The sequence below is a fragment of the Azospirillum isscasi genome (genome assembly GCF_030849505.1).
Taxonomy (GTDB): Bacteria; Pseudomonadota; Alphaproteobacteria; order Azospirillales; family Azospirillaceae; genus Azospirillum; species Azospirillum isscasi.
This window is the reverse complement of sequence record NZ_JAUJFI010000356.1, coordinates 1-1263: the sequence shown is the minus strand read 5'-3', so window position 1 is coordinate 1263 and position 1263 is coordinate 1. Positions and strand designations below refer to the sequence as shown.

Below are 1263 nucleotides of genomic sequence, written 5' to 3'. Positions count from 1 at the left end.
TAGGCGGGCAGCGCGCCGCGCAGCCAGTCCAGCAGGTCGCCGGCCTCCGCCACCGTTTCGGCGAAGGCGACCAGACGCGGTTCGCCGCCGGGGCCGGGCAGGGGCAGGACGGCGGCCTCGGCCACCCGCGGGTGGCGGGCGAGCGCCGCGGCGATCTCGCCCGGCTCGATGCGGAAACCGCGGATCTTCACCTGATCGTCGCGGCGGCCTAGGAAATCCAGCGTGCCGTCCGCCCGCCGCCGGGCCAGATCGCCCGTCCGGAAGGCCCGGGCGCCGGGCAGGAAGGGATCGGGGCGGAAGCGGGCCGCCGTCTCCTCGGGCCGGTTCAGATAGCCGCGGGCGACGCCGGGGCCGGCGATGACGATCTCCCCCACCACGCCCGGCGGCACCGGCTGCCCGGCGGAGTCCAGCACATGGACGCGGGTGTTGGCGATGGGCCGCCCGATGGGCACGGTGCCGTTGTCCGGGGCCTCGTCCTGCGCCGGGTCGAACAGGGTGGCGGTGATGGTGGCCTCGGTCGGGCCGTAGGCGTTGCGCCAGGACACGCGCGGTCCGGCCAGCGCCCGCCAGCCGGCCAGCCGCTCCGCCGCCACCCGGTCGCTGCCGGCCACCACCAGCCGCAGGCCGGGCGGCAGCGGCGTTCCCGTCTCCGCCAGATGGCGCACCCAGGCGTGCCAGAAAGCCGCGGGCAGGTTGGCGACGGTGACGCCCTGGGCGGCCAGGGCCTCGGTGAAGGCGCCGAGATCCGCCGCCGCGTCTCCGGCGGGCAGGACCAGCGTGGCCCCGGCCACCAGGGTCGGAAAAATCTCCTCCAGCGCCACGTCGAATTCCGCGGCGGCGAACTGCAACACCCGGTCCCCCGGCCCCAGCCGGTAATCGGCGGCGATGGCCAGCGCGTGGTTCAGCAGCCCGCCATGCTCCACCATCACCCCCTTGGGCGCCCCGGTGGAACCGGAGGTGAAGCAGACATAGGCGAGCGCGTCCGATTCCGGCGGCGGGGGAAGAAGGGCTTGCACCCCCGCCTCGTCGGGGCTGACGACGGTCAGACCGGCCAGCGCTCCCCCACCCACCGCCACGGTCATGCCGGTGTCGGCGACGATGTTCCGGGTGCGGGCCTCGGGTTGGGCGGGGTCGAACACCACATGGGCGCCGCCGGCCTTGTGGACCGCCAGCAGCGCCGTCACCAGATCCGGGCCGCGCCCGGTGGCGACTCCGACGGGCGTCCCCGGCCCCACCCCCAGCGCGGCGAGCCGGCGGGCCAGG

Annotated in this window: 1 protein-coding gene; it reads right to left on the bottom strand. The window is 76.2% G+C overall.

All coding sequences use genetic code 11. The annotated features are described in order from the left end of the window. A partial coding sequence (locus QSG27_RS28965) for an amino acid adenylation domain-containing protein (protein WP_306712312.1) occupies nucleotides 1–1263 on the bottom strand: 1263 nt, incomplete at both ends.